This window comes from Candidatus Berkiella aquae, from assembly GCF_001431295.2.
Classification (GTDB): domain Bacteria; phylum Pseudomonadota; class Gammaproteobacteria; order Berkiellales; family Berkiellaceae; genus Berkiella; species Berkiella aquae.
On the sequence record NZ_LKAJ02000001.1, the window covers coordinates 528,899 to 544,224 of the forward strand.

Here is a 15,326-nt window from a genome sequence, read left to right on the forward strand (position 1 = left end):
AATCAGCCTCTTCTATCTGTAAAGATATCAGAGGCTTTTTTATGCCTGACAACAGCGCGAGTTTAAACCTCAAAATTAAATTCATCGGGATATTGCTTGCCAATCGCTTGATGCGTTTTGAGAAAATCGCGCATTTCATTTAGCTCAGCTGCTGATAAATGCACATCTAAGGCACCTATGTTTTCATTTAATCGGTAGATAGAGCGAGTTCCCGGAATGGGGACAATGTTTTGCCCTTGCGCCAATAGCCAGGCCAGAGCAAGCTGAGCAGCCGTACATCCTTTATCTTTAGAAAAGCGGATTAATTTATCGACGATCTGTAAGTTATGTTCTAAATTAGTACTTTGGAATTTGGGTAAAAGTCGACGAAAATCTCCTTCTTCAAAATTTTCCGTTTTTCGATATTGACCCGATAAAAAACCTCGACTTAATGGACTATAAGGAACAAACCCGATATCTAATTCGTCACATAGAGGCAAAATGTCACTTTCAGGCTTGGTTTCCCATAATGAGTATTCAGACTGCAGCGCAGTGATGGGATGTACCGTTGCTGCTCGTTTTAAGGTGGCAGGTGTTACTTCAGATAAGCCGATATGAAGGATCTTCCCTGCTGTGACTAAATCGGCAAAAGCACCTACCGATTCTTCAATAGGAATATTTTTATCGGCTCGATGCAAATAGTATAGATCGATCACCTCTAACCCTAATCGCTTTAAACTGGCGTCACAGGCTTTTTTGATATGTTGTGGCGAGCCATCTACTTTTACCATGTCTACAAATCCACATTTAGTCGCAAGCACTACTTTATCGCGTCTAGAGCCTGATAATGCTTTTCCAATAAGGATTTCGTTGTGACCCATACCATATAAATCAGAAGTGTCTAGAAATGAAATGCCCTTCTCAATCGCATAATGAAGCGTTTTAATGGACTCTTGATCATCTGCGCGCCCATAGCCCATCGACATGCCCATACACCCGAGCCCTAACGCGGATACTTCAAGTTTTAACTTTCCCAGTTTACGTTTTTGCATAAAATTGCCTTTTGTTATGAAGAATATAAAATGCCGAGTCTATGGTTAATCCTTCATTGTTTTCAAATTTAGCTATCGCGCTGGCATCTAGTCAAGACGTCGATGAAATTGCGCGCCCTTTAAAAAAATATTTGGGTATCACCAGTTTGGTCTATGCTAAAAATTATCATGATGGCTCAGAAATCCGTCTTACGAATCAACCTGCTTGGATTGAACATTATTATAAAAACGCGCTGTATTTAAATAGTGGTTTTGAACAACATCCGAGCAAACTCCAATCGGGTTATGCAATTTGGTCCCATCTCACTCATCATCAGCCTATATTAAGTGAGGCACGCTGTTTTAACATTGATCATGGAATGAGCATCATTCAAAAAACAGCGGATGGTTGTGAGCTTTATTTTTTTGGGACCACAAGCGACAAACCCTTCGTTGCTAATTTGTTACTCAATCATTTAGATTTTTTACATCAATTTACTTTTTATTTTAAAGAAAAAGCCAGCCATCTTTTAAGGAAGGCAGATCAACATCGTATTATTATCCCCAAAAAATTCAACAAAGTTTACTCACAAGAGCAGGGGCTTCCTGCAAATTCAGCTATTAACGTCGAAAAAATCCTTCATTTTAACAAATTGCATGTTGGTAACGGTGTTCGCTTATCTGCTCGTGAACTAGATTGCGCAAAATTACTGCTTCAAGGTAAATCAGCACGATTGATAGCCCAAGCTTTATTCCTTTCTCCAAGAACAGTCGAAACCCATATAAAACACCTTAAAGAAAAACTTGATTGCCATACCAAAACAGAACTTATTGGCAAAATACATGAACTTTTACTTTACAAATAAATTAGCAATATCCAGTTCTCATAAATATCCGTAAAAAATACGGAAATTAGGCCCTAACTTATTAAGTCAACTTTATTGGATATATGATGCGCGTTAGACTAGTAAAAAAATATCAACCAGTATGTGTAGAAATTCTCAACATACTGGTTAATAAAGCGCGCAGGTGTAGTATTTTTATTCAGTAAAGTGATTTAAAATGCGATATTTTCGCAGTTAAGAAAGAGATGCTTATGAAATTACTATCATATTCTGAAATCCATGAAGTGAGTGGCGGCCGGCAAGTAACGCCAGAAGAAATGTTAAGTTCAATGCAAGAATATTCCTTTTTTGGCGCTCTACTTGGGGGCGCAGCGAGTGGTATTTATGGGCTTTGTACTAATCACTCGGTGACAATGATGACTGGAACTTTGTTGACAATAGAAAATAGCTTTATGACAGTATTTTGGATGGGCTTAGGGATATCTTGGACCGCTGGGGTAATAGTTGGGGTGGGAATGGCTCTTTATAATGCAGAAAATTCATAGAATAAAAAACCCTCGAAAGAGGGTTTTTTATTGGTAATTACCAATCATAATCATCATAAGAAACCTGGCCGTATAAATGATTGATGGCTTTGCTCAAGCCTTCTGTCATAACAGGCACAATAATTCCACCAAAAACAAAACCGGTAACACCACCAACGATGAAGCCTTTAACACCGGTATCAATACTGCAGATGCTACCAATCACAAGGCCAGAAAAAATCCCATAAACACATTCGAGTGTGCTTAAACCGGCAGAAATAGATGTACATTCAAGTAATGCAAGCTCTTTCATTTAGTCACCAAAATTTATGATTATGACGCGAAAGATAGCATATTAAAGAAGTTTGTCATAGTTTTTGCTGAAATAGAGCAATATAATGACGTTCTATTTATTCAGCAATGGAAGAAATAGCGTGCAAGCATTAACTTATCAAGAAACGTGTATCGTTTCTGGTTCGGGGACATTTACCACCAATGATTTTATTGGCTTAGGGATTATTGGTATCAATACCATCCTGATTGGAGAATATGTTGCAGGACCGCTGGGTGCTGTCATGCTAACGGAGTAACGGTAGGAGGCTTTTTGTTGTGCGATGCATATGAGATGATTTAACGGTGTTTTCTATCTCTTTCGTGGCTTGTCTCTGAGAGTTCCCCACAAAATTTGCTCCGTCTTTTGCGTGGCAATCCATCTGAGTATGCATCTGACCGCGCTCCGTAAAAAATATATTCAGATAGATTGCTCCCCACTACGCCAAGGCTTGCCGGGCGAGTCGCGTACGCTGTGATATTTTAGTGTTTTTTCAATCTATTACAGATAGCTTCTGCTCGCAATCAACGCTGACATGCAACAGCTCAAAATAAAGTAAAATAAGCAGTTCTGTTATTTCGAACTTTTTGCAAAATAATCAAGAAATAGTTTAGAACTAAACTTTCATATTAATAGGGTGCAAGCTTCCAATTCAAAACACAAAATATTTTTTCGAATAAAAAACGAATGAATGATTCGAAATGAATTTTCTGAACATGAAAAAATTGTTTTTAAGTGTCTCTTCATTGACTTGAAAAAATGGCTTTGCTAACGTCGCGATTGCTTATTAATTACCTGGGAACGAACGTAGCATGACATTGATAGAAATTATTTCGAGCAAAGATCTAAATGAAGAACAAAAATTAGCTAAGCTAAGAAAAGAGCTCGAAAAAACACCTATTTTAACCACGACTAGAAATGTCAAAAAACGCGGGGCTACTCCCGTTGCCGAAGCAGCACGGCTTGGTTATGTGCGAATATTAAGATTCTTAATAGAAGAAAAGCAGGCTAATCCCAACTTGGCGCTGAATAATGGGAAAACGCCACTCGAGATAGCGATCGGAAATTCTCATGAAGAAGCTGCGATCTACTTAATAGGAAAAGTAGATAAAATATTGAATGTTCAATCTCAGCAATTTGCTCAATTTTCCGGTTATGCATCGGTCTATGATGCTCTTCAAAGAAATCAGTTAAAAGTCGTAGAGGCACTTTTTATCAAAGAACCCGCGCTGCGTACCATGCAGTTTAAAGATTTTAATACTCCTTTACATATTGCAACGGAGTATTGCTCTTGTGAAGTTGTTGAGTATTTATTAAGTGCACCTAATAAAAATCTTGAGATGGTTAATCAACAAGGCTATACCCCTTATCACATTGCCTTATTCCTTTGCCATCATGAGTGCATTGCTTGTATGCTTAAATGTACGCAAATATCACCAGCTTCCACCCTTTTTCAAGAAAAGTTAAGAAAGCCCTTAGACATCGTGTTAATGAATAAGGAAGTGGAAAGAAGTGATAGAATAAAATCAATCAATGCGTTACTCGCTGCAGGTGCCGGGCTTGATTCTTCAACAATCCCAGAGGCAGCATTAAATTTGCTAGAATTAAAGCGAGAGAACATAGGGAAATTTTTATTACAATATTATCAATGTAGTGCAGACGGTAGATACGTAAGAAACATCCCTAATTTGCAAACGCTCGAACTAGCGCTTAAATTAGCACAAAGCCATCCCACAAAATGGGAGTTTCATTTAGCACAAATTGCTCGTGCTACTTGTGGCAGTGTTCGGCATTTACCGCACGTTAAAGAAATTCAAGCATTTTTGCCAGAAGAAATCATGAGTACGGCACAAAGTTTATTCACTCCGTTTCCAAGTCTTAACCTTGCTCCTCCTGATGTGGCAAGGATGAAAAGAGATGATTTTTCAGAATTTTCCCAAAAGATGCAGCTGTATTATATTGCGTTTAATGAAAAACGTTTTAAATTCGATAAATGCATTAAAAGTCTTAACGTTAGTACTCTATCAGAAGATGAAAGGTATTTGAGTTATGAGGGCATGCTTGATGCTTATTTTAATGCGTTGGATCAAATGCTAGATTTTGCAGAGCACGAAGCGGCAGCAAGTGTTATAGGCGTGAGAGGGACCATTTTTGATGAAATCCCTGCTGATATGGCTAATAAAATATATTCTTTGCTAGAGATTGGAAATGTTGTTTCCCTAGAGACATATGGTTCAACTTTTCATTCAGCCTTAAAATCTGTTATCAAACAAAAGGGGAATCTGCTTCGTCAAAATGCTATTCCGTTATATATGAGATTAGTCGAACTGCAAGCAAAAATTGCGATAAACATTGCTGGGGCGCATTTAAAAGTGGGAAGTGGCTATTTAGCATTTTCTATGGTTAGGCAGCCGCTTTCTTCTCTAGAAAAGCTTTTTGAGTTAGCCTCGACTGAGGACAAAAAGTCTTTAGGGATGTTTGCTTCTCATTGTTTAATCATCCTTGCTAGCGCAGCCTTAAACGAGAGATGGATAGATAAAGCGTTAGAAAATATTATTCGCGCAATGCCATTTTGTGATAAGAGGACATTTCCTCATGTCGAAATGTTAGTATTAATTATGGCTATCAAAAATGCACTCAAAGAACAACAACGCTATAACGCTGTCATAACATTGTTGAATGCGACAATAGAACATTTAAAAAGCCTTCAATTAGAAACAAGAGAAGATATTGAAAGAAGTGAATTTCTTTTACAAGCTCTCTACAATGAATGCGCTGAATGTAAACATGAAGGTATTCAGCAATTAAAGGTAATATTGGCAGTATTAGGCTCCATCAGTTGTGAGGCATTCAGCTTAAGTTATTGTTTGCAGCAAAAAGATCTACATGGCGGCAATCAATATTTATTCAAGCAATTTCTTGAAAATCACCCTCTCATTCAATATGAGGAAGCAAGAGGAGTACTCATTTTTACGGAAGCATTTGTCGGATCTGCCGATTGCATTGCAGCAGTAAGAAGCTTGGTTGCGCTCTTATCACTCAAGCATGGATTAACTGAGTCGAAAATGAGTGCGAGTGAGGGTAGCAAGGTCGACCTCGTTGATAGTATGACGCATCAATTTAATGCGCTAACCATCCAAATGCAAAAACCGAAAAAGCCAAAAGAAAAGCCAAAAGAAAAGCGAAAAGGAACTGCTGATCCTGCCAAAAGAAAAGGTAAAGAGAAGGAAGCTGAGAAGGAAACAGAGACAAGCAGTACAACCTCAGATGAAAATTATGGGTTTATCCGTCCTGATGGATTCTCACCTATTATTCCGATTACCGGTAGCGGAATTCCAGATAACGTTTTATTTCTTACGTTATCGAATGCTGGAGAATTTTCGCCTTTTTTGGGACTTATCTATAATCGACACGTGGGATATCATACGATTCCTAGTATTCCAGAAAGAGGTTTTAATAAACAAGGTGTAAAATTAGGAACATCTAGCATTTTCAATCCTCATGGCAGACCGCAACAAATAGCGACAGCAAGACTAAAGATATTAGGCACAGAAGGTCATCTTCGTGCTCGTGGCCAAGTTAGACAAGAGATCAAGGTTGAAAATCAAACCAAAAGACTTTATGTCATCGATGAAGTAGTGACGAAAAAAGAAGAAAAACGCAAAAGATATTCCGCTTAGGGATAAAGAACCTGGCTATTTACTGTGGTTTGACTGCGGCTATGAGCAATTCTGGATCCCGCGGTCAAACTGAGGGAAGTTGGCAATAAAATATTTTTCGAATAAACCCTGAGTTCGAGTTACTGTTTTAATTTGGTGCCGATGACTAGCATCTGGGGAAATACAACCTCCTTGCCTTATCCAATCTTTGAAACCACTGGTCTGCATTAAATTGAAATATAAGTAGGCATGTCGATATTCTTGATCAACTTTTACTAATTGAGCCTCAGAGTTGATGATGAAACATAAAACGTCTAAAAAAATTAAAAAAGAATTTCAAGGACTGGGTTCGCCCTCAGAATTATCTGGATGGCAAATTTTAGCCTTAATGACTTTAAGCGGATTAACTGCTGTGAGCATTTATCATTATATTCAACAGGGTAAACTTGATGAACTAAAGGATATTTGTATCGGTAATTTGAGAGTCATTGAATCTTTAAATTCTCGGCTTGAAAATTGCACCGCTGAATTAAAAAACATCCATTTCTCTTTAGAAGATAACAAAGCATCAAGCTTTGAAGATAATGTCTCATCAACTGTTGAAAAAATGATATGGGGTATCGCATATGGTTCTGGTGCCTATGTGGTAAACACGGTAAAAAAGAATATAGAACGTGATGCTCGAAAAGCAGCCTGGGATAAAACTTCAAAGTATGTAAAAGGTTTATTTTATAATCCTACCCCTGCACTCTCAGAAAGTGAGCAAGAACTATTAAATTGGCATACTGAATATGAGAAGATTCTTATGGAAGCTTATGGTGGACAGGAAACGACGGATGAAAAAAGAGTTCCATCGCTCATTTAGCACTTCTAAAAGTGCTAGGTGCCAGCTTTCGCTGGCGTGACAGTTAATAATAAACCTTAGCCAATTCCATTGCGATATCTTGTTCCCTTTCAGAGCAAACAATATCCACTTGTGCCAACGCATAATCTTCTGTTACATCACCATAAAACGCAAGAAAGCCCATTAAGCCCATCACTTTCCAGCATTCACAATTAACCTCATTTAGGTTACCACCTGCAATGTTATTTAATTCTGCTTGATTGAGTCGTTTCATTTTTCACCTTTATGAAAATTGGGGTATATAGGATCTTTTGCTAAGTAAGAGAAATAAGCTGATATCTTTTTATGGTCAATAGGATTATACCATTATCAATCTATTAACTTTATTTCTCTGTTATTGCCTAATTGTTATAACATAATTCATCAATGTCATATCACATAAGGAAATGAGTATGAGTATGATAAAAAACTATCGTCTTTGCGTTGGTTTTCTGTAATGAAGAATGTTCTTACATTAGGAATGATCTTCATCAGTTTCGGGCTGTGTGCTCAACCAGAACAGCTTCTAGAAGCGATGGAGCCAGACGATCCCAATGCTTGTGTTTCCCATATTCATTATATTTCCCCCTTTCATGATTACGAGCCTCAAGGTCCGATGAAACTAGAGTCTTGGCGTAAAGCAAATGAAACGGTTATGAATCAACGGATGCAGCCTATGAAGCCTGCGCATAAAGGAAATCACTAGGTGGCGCACATAAACACATGCTTTAAAATTCCATGCGCTTTTTTAACATTACTTTATTTGAGTGGATGTAGCACTTTTTCAAAAGATGGCGGATTTTGTGAGGTCAGTTCTCTTGTGCAAGAGAGAGTTATTCAGCAACCTGTTTGGTTGCGAACCGATGAACAAAGAGCAGCGCAGCAAGAAATTGTTAATGCCATGTTAGAAGAAATCTTAGTTGCAGATAAGGTTGTTAGTATTGCATTAATGAATAATCCAGCTTTACAAAAAGCATTAATGGATTTAGGTATCGCAGAAGCGGATTTAGTACAATCAGGTAGAATACGTAATCCCAGTCTTTCTTATGCCAAGCTTAATCCCGTCAGTGATGAATATGATATAGAGCGAGCTGCCGTTTTCGATGTGATGAGTTTTTTGACAATGCCAATGCGTTCTGCCATTGAAAAACAGCATTTCCAACAAGCTAAATTGCAAGCAGCAATCGATATTTTAGAAATAGCAACGCAAACGACCAAGGCCTACTATTCAGCTATCGCTGCCCAGCAGATAGTCGGATATTTAGAAAAAGTGAAAGAAGCCTCACAAGCTAGTGCGCAGTTAGCACAGAGAATGGTAGAGGTAGGAAATTGGAATCGCTTACAACAAGCGCGTGAACAAGCTTTTTATGCGCAAATCATGGCGCAACTTGCGGATGCCAAATTACAGGCAATAAAAGAGCGAGAACGATTAACACGTTTGTTGGGACTGTGGGGAGAGCAAATTGCTTTTAAATTACCTGCACGATTACCGGAATTACCCTCATCGGTACAAGAACCCGATGAGCTTGAAAAGCAAGCATTGTGTTTGCGTTTAGATATTCAAGCAATCAAGCATGAAATCGATAAAAAATGCAAAGCATTAAAATTAACCAAGGCGACACGTTTTATTGATGTTTTTGATTTAGGATATATCCGCAACAGTTCAGACGATAGACCACATCAAACCGGATATGCTATCGCGCTCGAAATACCACTATTTGATTGGGGTGATGCTAAAGTTTCAAAAGCACAAGATATTTATATGCAGTCGGTATGGCATTTGCGAGAAGTGGCTATTAATGCCCGCTCTGAAGTACGAGAAGCATATCAGATTTATCGTATTCATTATGATAAAGCAAAATTTTATCGGGATGAAATTGTCTCCTTACGTAAAAATATATTAGATGAAAGTTTATTGCGTTATAACGGAATGTTAATTGGTACTTTTGAATTGCTCGAGGATGAGCGAGAACAAATCATGAGTGTCAATGCCTACATTGAAGCATTACGAGATTTTTGGCTTGCCCAAGCGGATCTGCAAACAACGCTGATGGTAACCTCACCTTCGCATGCGGTGAATTAAGAGGACAGAATGGTTTCAAGACGTCACTTTATCAAAGGCGCAGCAAAAGGAGCGATTGGACTAGGTGCAGCATTTGCTGCAACCTCTGTCAGTAAAGTTGCGCTTGCAGGTTTACCCGAAATAGCAACGGTTAATACACCTAACACCCAATTACCGACATTGCCTGAAAATGGGCGACCTTTTAATCCTGTCGTGACATTAAATGGTTGGTCGTTACCCTGGCGCATCAAAAATGGTTGGAAAGAATTTCATTTAGTGGCAGAGCCTGTTGTTCGTGAATTTGCCCCTGGTATGAAAGCGCATTTGTGGGGTTATAATGGACAATCTCCTGGACCAACAATCGAAGTGGTAGAAGGAGACAAGGTCCGTATTTTTGTCACCAATCGATTACCAGAGCACACCAGCATCCATTGGCATGGTCAACCTTTGCCCAATGGGATGGATGGTGTTGGTGGATTAACGCAACCACAAATCAAACCCGGTAAAACCTTTGTATATGAGTTTGAAGCAAGACGCAGTGGCACATTCATGTATCACCCACATGCCGATGAAATGGTACAAATGGCAATGGGGATGATGGGATTTTGGGTAACCCATCCTAAAGATCCTGAATTCATGAAAGTTGATCGTGATTTTTGCTTCCTATTGGCATCTTATGATATTGATCCTGGCAGTTATACCCCCAAAGTAAGCACCATGCTAGATTTTAATTTATGGGCTTTTAATAGTCGGGTATTTCCAGGAATTGATCCTTTAGTTTGTCGCCAGGGCGATCGCGTGCGCATTCGTGTTGGCAATCTTACCATGACCAATCACCCCATCCATTTACACGGAGTAGACTTTGTTGTTGCAGGGACTGATGGTGGCTGGATAAAACCGGAAGCACGTTGGCCTGAAGTCACAACCGATATTGCGGTAGGACAAATGCGTGCTCTTGAATTTGATGCAAGCTTACCGGGTGATTGGGCTTTTCATTGTCACAAAGCACATCATACGATGAATGCAATGGGACATGATGTGCCAACGATGATTGGGGTCGATACCAAAGGGGTAAACGATAAAATAAGAAAATTAATTCCCGATTATATGCCAATGGGTGAAGATGGGATGGCAAGTATGGGTGAAATGCATATGCCATTACCTAAAAATACTTTACCCATGATGACCGGGACAGGACAATTTGGCCCCATTGAAATGGGCGGTATGTTTACGGTGGTTAAAGTACGAGAAAATCAGCCGCCAGGGAATTATCAAGATCCAGGTTGGTACCAACACCCTAAAGGGACTGTCGCATATGAATGGACGGGAAATATCGACGAACCTCATCGAGCAACGACAGAAACTAAAATGCCAAACGAGATTGAGTTAAAAGTGCGTAAGCCAAACAAGCATCATTGTGCAACGTAACGGAAAAAGACTAATCTAAATACCGCCTTTGCCATTCTAAATATAACTTTTGTATATGCTCACAAAAAGCTTCTTTAGAAGGAAAATTTTTAGGATCAATCGCATCGTAAACATAATAATTGGCGCGATGATTTTGTGCCGTCAAAATCATCCACAGCTTGTGTAACAAATGTTGATGTTGCCATTCAAAATCAGCCTGGGCTTCATAATGTAAAAAAACAGGGACAATGGGAACCCCTGTTTGGATAGACAAATCAAATGCGCCATAACGAAAGGGGGTAAAAATGCGACGGCCTTTACATCCCCCTTCTGGATATAACCCGATATTGATATGTTGTGACAATAAGGTTTGTTTTAGTTCTTCTGAAGCATTTTGTCTGGAATCTTTTGATTCCCTATCGACATAGTAAGTACCTACAGCCTTGCTAATGCGCCCGACAATCCACCAATCTTTGACTTCAATTTTGGCTAAGTAGTACACATCAAATAAGGCTGGCATGCCAATATCTTCTAGCGCGGAAGGATGGTTACCAATCAAAATATATTGCGAGGGTAATGGTTGATGATTCTTTTGATGTAAATAAAGTTCGACGCGTAGCGCACGAACAAAAACCATGCTCCAATATCGATAACAAAGACGATACCATGTGCCAAGCATTTTCTTGGGCAAGAAACTAAATAGATAAAGAAATAATGTTAGTACGGCCAGATCAATCCAGCCGATTAGGGTACGAAGTAATGACAATAGTGAAAGAATCATCAGTATGGCTTAAAGTGAGAGGCCTATATCTTAGCTTATGCAACCCGACTAAGACTCGCAAGCCTCTCTTGCCACTTTGTGAGATGACTACACTTTTAAAGTAGACGTTTTATTTTCGATATTTTCAGGCTCTAATCGTTTTGGCAGCTTCTCTTCTTCCTTTTGCATGTCAAACTGAAACGTTAAAGCAACTCTCGCATTCAAGGCGGGGGTGTCTTCTGCATCAGCCTTATTTTTCATCTCTAATATGCATGGATGCGTGTTCAAAATACTGGCAACGGATGAAAAAAGAGGGGATGTTCTTCTCACTTTAGATGGAGAGCCATTTTTGCGAATCAATGCCTCACTCTTTTTATCTTCTGAGCTCATTTTCTTAGGGGTTTGGCGTTCTGCAAAAGGTAATGATTTTATTTTTTCGGGTGTAGCAGGGTGCATATCGCTGACCCGTTTTCTTTTTTGTGGAGAAACGGGCATTGCCTGAAGTTCATCGACTTTCAAGGCATTATGCTTTGCAAGATGTGCTTTTAGCTCCTCTGAGAGTAAAGGCAACACATGGATGCAAATGTTAATGTGCCAAATAAATTCGGCTTCAAAGTCTCGTAAAATATCTTGCTGTTCACACAGTTTCTTTTGTCTTAAAGCTTGTTGGATTTTAGTTAATGTTTTTTTAAGGTTGCAATAAATACCGCCGAGTTTTAATCCATGGCTTTTATTTTTTATCTTGGTGCGACAATGTTCTTCATACAATGCGGCACTGGCGTTATGATGAAAAAAAGTGGGGGTGTCTTCAACATACTGACGATCGGTGATGTAAGAATACACTTGCTTTAAGCTCGCCATAATATCAGCGAATAATTGAGGTTCATCTTTTTTAAGTGTTTTTAGCGCTAAAATTTTTTCATCTTTTGGCAATGAAGTCATGACTTTATGCTTGAGGGGGCTTGCAACATGATGTTTAATTTGAAAATCTTGAGGGCCATTTTGAGACATTTGATACCTGCTGTTAAGTAAATAAATAAATCAATCGATCAATCAATAACAGGCTTCCTTGCTGAGGGGCGGCATCATAAAGTTTTATGAGTAAACTTACAAGCTTTTGTAAGAATAAAGAGAGTTAGCCAAAATGGATATGCTTAGGAGAAGGGACTGCTCTGAGTTTGGCATTAGGGCAAAGGAAAACGCAACTGCCTGATTCATTAAAATAAAATCGAACATTTTCAGTGATTTCACCCAGAGGACGATAACAAACAGCCATCGCATCGGAAGAAGGGGTGTTGTACACATTGACGCCAATATCAGCCAATGCCTTGGTTAACTGAGCAATCATAAAGGTATTATCTAGACGAGGGTTTACACGAACATGATTGAGTTCAAATAATACCCCATGTAAAGTAACACGGAAGTCGTGTATGGGGTATACAATACCTTCTGCCAGAGATTCCACGTGAACACATTCAATGACATGCAGATTTTCGTTTAAAACGAACTCATGAATGTCTGGCCTGTGATCCGGTTTTACCCGCGAGGCATTGATGAGTATTTCATTGGCAATATAGGTGCTCATATGCGGGATATCGGCATTTATTAATCAAACTTTAGAAAGTTAACAAAATATGACAAAGGTTAAAACACAGTATTCTTGTTCAGCGTGTGGAAGTGTCAGCCCTAAATGGCTGGGACAATGTACAGATTGCGGTGCTTGGAATAGCCTGACAGAAATTGCTATTTCGAAGACACCTAATAGCGGACGTTGGCAAGGTTATGCAGGGGCAAGTGAAGCAAGCATCATTGCGTTACCTCAAATTTCAACCACCCAAACTGAGCGACTTTCAACCGGACTAGAAGAGCTGGATAGAGTACTAGGTGGCGGTCTAGTCATGGGATCCGTTATTTTAATTGGTGGCGATCCCGGTATTGGTAAATCTACCTTATTGTTACAAGCTTTAGCGCACTTACCCGAACCTGATAAAGCATTATATGTGACAGGGGAAGAGTCATTACAGCAAGTTTCATTGCGCGCAAAACGTTTAGGTGTGGGGCAGATGCCATTGAAATTGTTGGCAGAAACGCAAGTAGAAACCATCATTGCTTTAGCAACGACATTAAAACCCAGTGTCATGGTCATTGATTCTATTCAAACGATCTTTACGCAATTAATTCAATCAGCACCAGGATCGGTAAGCCAAGTACGAGAAAGTGCGGCTCTCTTAGTCCGCTTTGCTAAACAATCGGGTATTTCCTTATACCTGGTTGGACACGTTAATAAAGACGGTGCTATTGCAGGGCCTCGTGTGTTAGAGCATATGGTCGACACGGTATTGTATTTTGAAGGCGAAAAAGAAAGTCGATTTCGTATTGTTCGTGCAATTAAAAATCGCTTTGGCGCAGTGAATGAATTAGGTATTTTTGCGATGACGGATAAAGGATTACGTGAGGTGAATAATCCTTCTGCGATATTCTTATCACGAACCGCCAAGCCGTCTTCTGGAACCATTGTGTTAGTGTCGTGGGAAGGGAGTCGTCCACTATTACTTGAAATCCAAGCGTTGGTTGATGATAGTCATGGTGTCCCAAGAAGAGTTACGGTGGGATATGATCATAATCGTTTAGCCTTGCTGTTAGCCGTGCTTCATCGTCATTCTGGGATCACCATGCATCAGATGGATGTTTTTCTGAATGTGGTTGGGGGCGTGAAGGTGACAGAAACGGGAGCGGATTTAGCGATTGTTGTCGCAGTATTAACCAGCTTTCGCGATAAAATATTAGACAAAGGGACTGTCGTTTTTGGCGAAATTGGCTTGGGGGGAGAATTACGTCCTGTGCCGGGTGGACAAGAGCGAATTATTGAAGCAGCAAAACATGGTTTTAAACGCGCAATCGTGCCTAAAGGTAATGCACCCCGTCAAAATCCTGAAGGAATGGAAGTGTTTGCGGTAGAAACACTCAAAGAGGCCTTGTCAAAATTAGATTAAAGTTAGAAGCTTTGTATAACTACGAAGGATTGATAAACCTAGCCTGTAATGGCAAGCTAGGTTTTATTTTTTAGCATAATGGATTTAGCGTTGTATTGGTTCTATGGCTTACCAGCATTAAGCTTTTTTCTACTCTATTTGGGTGAGTTATGGTTGCCATGTTATCAACAACCGAAGATCTACCAACCATCTGATTGGCTTTTAAACATAATCGGTTTATTTATTCAAGGTGTGCTAATCCCACTTTTAGGCATTGTGTTTGCCTATACGCTGTTTCCCCAATTAGATTTTCTTAAGCCAGGAGCCCTCAAATTAAGTTGGTTTGGTGCATTTTTGTTCAACATTATTGTTATTGATTTCCTATACTATTGGCAACATCGTCTGTTCCATCGTTTTTCATTTTTATGGAAACTACATGAATGCCACCATAGCTCACCTCGGGTTGATATTTGGGCAACATCGCGAAATAATTTGTGGGTGAATTTCTTGTTTGTCTATTTACTGATAAATCCTGTCATTGGCTATTTATGCCAAAATCCGGAAGGTTTTTTTGCGGGTAGTATGCTAACAGCAAGTTTAGATATTTTTAGACATTCGAAAATTGATTTCAAGCGACTGCCCAAACAAAAATGGATTCAAGCAATGGCAAAAATCATCGTTATGCCATGGATGCATCATAGCCATCATAACATGTTAAAAAAAGCGCATAATTTTGGTGCTAATTTAATTATTTGGGATAAAATTTTTAAAACTTTTGAAGAAAGTGGCCAGCAGAATATTCAATATCAACTGTTAAACTCCAGCTCATATCGCTACCAGTTTTACTATCCTTTTACTCGATAGAGAAAAATT

General features: G+C 39.2%; 16 protein-coding genes. 10 read left to right on the forward strand and 6 right to left on the reverse strand.

All coding sequences use genetic code 11. The features are described 5' to 3' along the window. Positions 1-62 precede the first annotated feature (62 nt). On the reverse strand, positions 63-1,031 hold the full coding sequence (locus HT99x_RS02565; RefSeq protein WP_075067638.1) for an aldo/keto reductase: 969 nt from the start codon (positions 1,029-1,031) through the stop codon (positions 63-65). A gap of 41 nt (positions 1,032-1,072) precedes the next feature. Here HT99x_RS02565 and HT99x_RS02570 point away from each other — a divergent pair, with 41 nt between their 5' ends. Both HT99x_RS02570 and HT99x_RS02575 read left to right on the forward strand, forming a co-directional pair. Then, on the forward strand, positions 1,073-1,876 hold the full coding sequence (locus HT99x_RS02570; RefSeq protein ID WP_075067637.1) for a LuxR C-terminal-related transcriptional regulator: 804 nt from the start codon (positions 1,073-1,075) through the stop codon (positions 1,874-1,876). A gap of 230 nt (positions 1,877-2,106) precedes the next feature. Then, positions 2,107-2,400 (forward strand): hypothetical protein, encoded by a 294-nt coding sequence (locus HT99x_RS02575; protein ID WP_075067636.1) that lies wholly within the window; start codon positions 2,107-2,109, stop codon positions 2,398-2,400. 37 nt (positions 2,401-2,437) lie between these two features. Here the strand turns inward: HT99x_RS02575 and HT99x_RS02580 are convergent, their stop codons facing one another. Then, a complete protein-coding gene (locus tag HT99x_RS02580) occupies positions 2,438-2,692 on the reverse strand; it encodes a hypothetical protein (protein ID WP_075065818.1) in 255 nt (84 codons plus the stop codon). 85 nt (positions 2,693-2,777) lie between these two features. Here HT99x_RS02580 and HT99x_RS02585 point away from each other — a divergent pair, with 85 nt between their 5' ends. The 3 genes from HT99x_RS02585 to HT99x_RS02595 all read left to right on the forward strand — a co-directional run bounded on the left by HT99x_RS02585 (position 2,778) and on the right by HT99x_RS02595 (position 7,234). Then, positions 2,778-2,969, forward strand: a complete 192-nt coding sequence (locus HT99x_RS02585; RefSeq protein ID WP_075065817.1) for a hypothetical protein — start codon at positions 2,778-2,780, stop codon at positions 2,967-2,969. Positions 2,970-3,522: 553 nt separating this feature from the next. Beyond that, on the forward strand, positions 3,523-6,390 hold the full coding sequence (locus HT99x_RS02590) for an ankyrin repeat domain-containing protein (RefSeq protein WP_075065816.1): 2,868 nt from the start codon (positions 3,523-3,525) through the stop codon (positions 6,388-6,390). A 274-nt stretch (positions 6,391-6,664) separates the two neighbouring features. Beyond that, positions 6,665-7,234, forward strand: coding sequence for a hypothetical protein (locus HT99x_RS02595; protein WP_139016578.1), 570 nt, complete (start codon positions 6,665-6,667; stop codon positions 7,232-7,234). Positions 7,235-7,277: 43 nt separating this feature from the next. On the opposite strand, the gene HT99x_RS02600 is transcribed toward HT99x_RS02595, so the two are convergent. Then, positions 7,278-7,487, reverse strand: a complete 210-nt coding sequence (locus HT99x_RS02600) for a hypothetical protein (protein ID WP_075065814.1) — start codon at positions 7,485-7,487, stop codon at positions 7,278-7,280. 222 nt (positions 7,488-7,709) lie between these two features. Here HT99x_RS02600 and HT99x_RS02605 point away from each other — a divergent pair, with 222 nt between their 5' ends. From HT99x_RS02605 to HT99x_RS02615, 3 genes are read left to right on the forward strand one after another with little or no spacing between them, the layout of a single operon-like run. Further along, the gene (locus tag HT99x_RS02605; RefSeq protein ID WP_075065813.1) at positions 7,710-7,958 is read left to right on the forward strand and encodes a hypothetical protein; all 249 of its coding nucleotides are present in this window, start codon (positions 7,710-7,712) and stop codon (positions 7,956-7,958) included. Then, on the forward strand, positions 7,959-9,335 hold the full coding sequence (locus HT99x_RS02610; RefSeq protein ID WP_200957107.1) for a TolC family protein: 1,377 nt from the start codon (positions 7,959-7,961) through the stop codon (positions 9,333-9,335). A gap of 9 nt (positions 9,336-9,344) precedes the next feature. Beyond that, complete coding sequence (locus tag HT99x_RS02615; protein WP_075065812.1) at positions 9,345-10,742, forward strand: multicopper oxidase domain-containing protein; 1,398 nt, start codon at positions 9,345-9,347, stop codon at positions 10,740-10,742. Between the two features lie 10 nt (positions 10,743-10,752). Here the strand turns inward: HT99x_RS02615 and HT99x_RS02620 are convergent, their stop codons facing one another. The 3 genes from HT99x_RS02620 to HT99x_RS02630 form a co-directional block, all read right to left on the reverse strand. Next, the gene (locus HT99x_RS02620) at positions 10,753-11,502 is read right to left on the reverse strand and encodes a 1-acyl-sn-glycerol-3-phosphate acyltransferase (protein ID WP_083482827.1); all 750 of its coding nucleotides are present in this window, start codon (positions 11,500-11,502) and stop codon (positions 10,753-10,755) included. Positions 11,503-11,589: 87 nt separating this feature from the next. Then, the gene (locus HT99x_RS02625) at positions 11,590-12,492 is read right to left on the reverse strand and encodes a hypothetical protein (RefSeq protein WP_075065810.1); all 903 of its coding nucleotides are present in this window, start codon (positions 12,490-12,492) and stop codon (positions 11,590-11,592) included. Between the two features lie 124 nt (positions 12,493-12,616). Next, positions 12,617-13,066, reverse strand: coding sequence for a hypothetical protein (locus tag HT99x_RS02630; RefSeq protein ID WP_075065809.1), 450 nt, complete (start codon positions 13,064-13,066; stop codon positions 12,617-12,619). Between the two features lie 49 nt (positions 13,067-13,115). On the opposite strand from HT99x_RS02630, the gene radA reads away from it, so the two are divergent. Both radA and HT99x_RS02640 read left to right on the forward strand, forming a co-directional pair. Continuing rightward, positions 13,116-14,474 (forward strand): DNA repair protein RadA, encoded by a 1,359-nt coding sequence (gene radA, locus HT99x_RS02635; RefSeq protein WP_075065808.1) that lies wholly within the window; start codon positions 13,116-13,118, stop codon positions 14,472-14,474. 78 nt (positions 14,475-14,552) lie between these two features. Further along, the gene (locus HT99x_RS02640) at positions 14,553-15,317 is read left to right on the forward strand and encodes a sterol desaturase family protein (RefSeq protein ID WP_075065807.1); all 765 of its coding nucleotides are present in this window, start codon (positions 14,553-14,555) and stop codon (positions 15,315-15,317) included. Positions 15,318-15,326: the final 9 nt, after the last annotated feature.